The sequence below is a fragment of the Mesorhizobium sp. M8A.F.Ca.ET.021.01.1.1 genome (assembly GCF_003998025.1).
In the GTDB taxonomy this organism is placed as follows: Bacteria; Pseudomonadota; Alphaproteobacteria; order Rhizobiales; family Rhizobiaceae; genus Mesorhizobium.
The window spans coordinates 1-3063 of sequence record NZ_RZSJ01000682.1; the positions used below are offsets into that span (position 1 = coordinate 1).

Below are 3063 nucleotides of genomic sequence, written 5' to 3' on the forward strand. Positions count from 1 at the left end.
GGAAAACGCCGCCTTTCTCACGGCGTATCTGGCCACGCCACGCGTCGTCCCCGGCATCCACGCGATGTGGACGGGACCGGAGATTTCCTGTCCGGTTCCCGCCGCCGATCTTGAAGGCCAAACCTATGCCAAGCCCTTGCCGGCGGAGAACGCGACGCTGACGCCGCAGCCGGGCGACATCGTGCTGTCCTACGTGCCGCCACGCATGTGGGGCGGCAATCCCAATGCCATCTTCGACATCGGCCTGTTCTACTGGCAGGGTGCTCGGCTTCTGTTCCCGATCGGCTGGCTGGCCGGCAGCGTGGTGGCGCAGGTGCTTGCCGAGGAGCGCGATCAATTCGCCGCCGCGTGTGGGGTGATCCGGCGTAACGGCGCCTGCGAAATCACCTTTAGCCTGGTGGAGGGTTGAATGGCTGAACGCGACGACAGTTTCGAGCTCTTCGATCTTCGCGTCGAGGCGGTCATCCCCGAGGGCAAACCGATCTACTGCGGCGCCAAGGCCGGCGATTATTTCGAGCTCAAGGGCGAGATGCTGTCGATGCCGGCGGGGCAGGGTTTTTCGATCTATTCGCTTGCCGCGGTGCTGCCGCTGCTGGCGGCGAAACAGCGCCCGACCCACCGGAACGACTGGATGACCTCGGACGCCGAGATCGCTTGTCCCGATCCCAATTGCGCCAGCCGGTTGCGGATCGTCAGGCTGGCCAAGCGGCGGTTCAGCCATGCCGAAACCACGGCCGTACCGCTGCCGAAGGAGAATGACCGGACATGACCGCCAAGGCCTTCGAGCTCAGCCCCGGCTATACCGTCTCACGTGTCATACGAGGCGGCTGGCAACTGGCCGGCGGCCATGGCGCCATTGATCGGAGCCAAGCGGTGACCGACCTGATCGCCACCTTCGATGCTGGGATTTGGACCTATGACTGCGCCGATATCTACACAGGCGTCGAGGAACTGATCGGCGCCGCGCGGTTGCGGCTGGCCAATGAACGCGGCCTCGATGCGGCGGCCAAAATGAAGGTGCACACCAAGCTGGTGCCCGACCTGGAACGGCTGGCCAACATCAGCCGCGATTATATCAGGGGCATCGTCGACCAGTCGCTGCGGCGGCTGAAGACCGAGCGGCTCGATCTCGTCCAGTTCCACTGGTGGGATTATGCGATGGCCGGCTACGTCGAGACGATGGGCTGGCTCGAGGAGCTTCGGCGCGAGGGCAAGGTGCGCAATCTCGGCACCACAAATTTCGACACGCCACGGCTCGCCGAAATCCTGGCCGCCGGCATTCCGCTGGTCAGCCAGCAGCTGCAATATTCGGTGCTCGACCAGCGTCCGGCGAACAGCCTCGCGGCACTTGCCGAGAAAAACGGTGTCAGTTTCCTGTGCTACGGATCTGTAGCCGGCGGCTTCCTTAGCGACAGATGGCTTGGCGTGGCCGAACCTGTCACGCCGCTCGAAAACCGCTCGCTGGTCAAATACAAGCTGATCATCGATGATTTCGGCGGCTGGGACCTGTTCCAGCAACTGCTCCAGGCACTCAAGGTCGTCGGCGACCGCCACGGCGTCGACATCGCCACGATAGCCAGCGCCTGGGTGCTGGAGCAGCCGCAAGTGGCCGCCGTCATCGTCGGCGCCCGCAACCAGGCGCACGCGCTGGCCAATGCGGAGATCATGGATGTCGTGCTCGACGCCGATGACCGGGCACGGATTGCCGCCGCCATCGCGCGGGGCACCGGCCTTGAGGGGGACGTCTACACGCTGGAGCGTGACCGCCACGGCCGCCACGGCTCGATCATGCATTACAATCTGAACGCGGGCCGGGTGTGAAACCATGGACGACGACAGGCTGTTTTCGCAGGCCAGCGCCGAGATCATCGACCTGCACCGCTTTTTCGTCGACTGGTTCGTCGCCGCGCGGGCCGACAAAGTGGATTTCGGCCGCTTCGAAGCCGTCATGGGCGAAGGCTTGACCATGATCGCACCAGGCGGCCAGATCCTCGACCGCGATGCCGTGATCGACCATGTGCACTCCAGCCGCGCCACTTGCGACGACGGCTTCGCCATCTCGATCGAGGACATCAAGCCCGGATGGCAGGATGGCGATACGATCGTCGTCCTCTACGTCGAGGCGCAGTCGCGTGGCGGCAGGCATAGCCGCCGCCAGTCTAGTGCCGTTTTCACCACCAGTTCATCGGCGCCCAATGGCGTTCAATGGCGGCATCTGCATGAAACCTGGCTGCAGGTGCCGGAACACTGAGACTTTCCAGACGTCAAATCAGTTCGTGTAACTCAAGGGGAACAACAATGAGAAAGACGATACTCCAACTCACCACCGCGCTTGCTCTTGTCACGATTGCCGGTGCTGCGCAGGCCGCCGACTGCAAGATCACCGTCGGCCTCGTCATGGAACTGACCGGTCCGGCCGGCGAATATGGCCAGGCCGGCGCCAAGTCGGTCGAAATGGCCTTCCGCGACATCAACGATGCCGGCGGGGTGCGCGGCTGCGATCTCGTCACCGATACCCGTGACAGCCAGAGCCAGGGCAACATCGCGGTCGACGCCGCGACCCAGCTGGTCCAGGTCAAGAAGGTGCCGGTCATCATCGGCGGTATCATTTCCTCGGTGTCGATTCCGATCCTGACCTCGGTCACCGCTCCGGCCAAGATCGTCCAGGTCTCGCCGGCGTCATCCTCGCCGACGCTGACGACACTCGGTCGCGACGGCAAGACCAACGGCATCTTCTTCCGCACCATCACCTCGGATGCGCTGCAGGGCGTGGCCGCCGCCAAATACGCCATCGACAAGGGCTTCAAGAAGCTGGCGATCATCCACGTCAACAACGACTTCGGCGTCAACATGGTGGCAGAATTCTCGCGTGCCTACAAAGCGCTAGGCGGCACCATCGTCTCCGACACGCCCTACAATGAGAAGCAATCGAGCTATGCGTCCGAGGTCACCGCGGCGATGGGAGGCGAGCCGGACGGTCTCTATCTCGTCAGCACGCCGGTCGATGGCGCCACCGTTGCCCGCACCTGGATTTCCCAGGGCGGCGTGCAGAAGTTCCTGCTC

At 63.7% G+C, this 3063-nt stretch carries 5 protein-coding genes; all 5 read left to right on the forward strand.

Going from position 1 to position 3063, the window contains the following annotated elements; genetic code table 11:
* A partial coding sequence (locus EOA36_RS32115) for a DUF3830 family protein (protein ID WP_127280857.1) occupies positions 1-409 on the forward strand: 409 nt, incomplete at its 5' end.
* The gene (locus EOA36_RS32120; RefSeq protein WP_127280858.1) at positions 410-769 is read left to right on the forward strand and encodes a TIGR04076 family protein; all 360 of its coding nucleotides are present in this window, start codon (positions 410-412) and stop codon (positions 767-769) included.
* Positions 766-1821 (forward strand): aldo/keto reductase, encoded by a 1056-nt coding sequence (locus tag EOA36_RS32125; RefSeq protein ID WP_127280859.1) that lies wholly within the window; start codon positions 766-768, stop codon positions 1819-1821. Before EOA36_RS32120 ends, EOA36_RS32125 begins: the two co-directional genes overlap by 4 nt.
* A 4-nt stretch (positions 1822-1825) precedes the next feature.
* Positions 1826-2251, forward strand: a complete 426-nt coding sequence (locus tag EOA36_RS32130; RefSeq protein ID WP_127280860.1) for a DUF4440 domain-containing protein — start codon at positions 1826-1828, stop codon at positions 2249-2251.
* Positions 2252-2298: 47 nt separating this feature from the next.
* Positions 2299-3063: ABC transporter substrate-binding protein (locus EOA36_RS32135; protein WP_145969421.1), on the forward strand; the 765-nt coding region annotated here is incomplete at its 3' end.

Bases quoted from the DNA above. Each gene is read 5' to 3' on its own strand.
- EOA36_RS32120 (WP_127280858.1), top strand. From the start codon at position 410: ATGGCTGAACGCGACGACAGTTTCGAGCTCTTCGATCTTCGCGTCGAG.
- EOA36_RS32125 (WP_127280859.1), top strand. From the start codon at position 766: ATGACCGCCAAGGCCTTCGAGCTCAGCCCCGGCTATACCGTCTCACGT.
- EOA36_RS32130 (WP_127280860.1), top strand. From the start codon at position 1,826: ATGGACGACGACAGGCTGTTTTCGCAGGCCAGCGCCGAGATCATCGAC.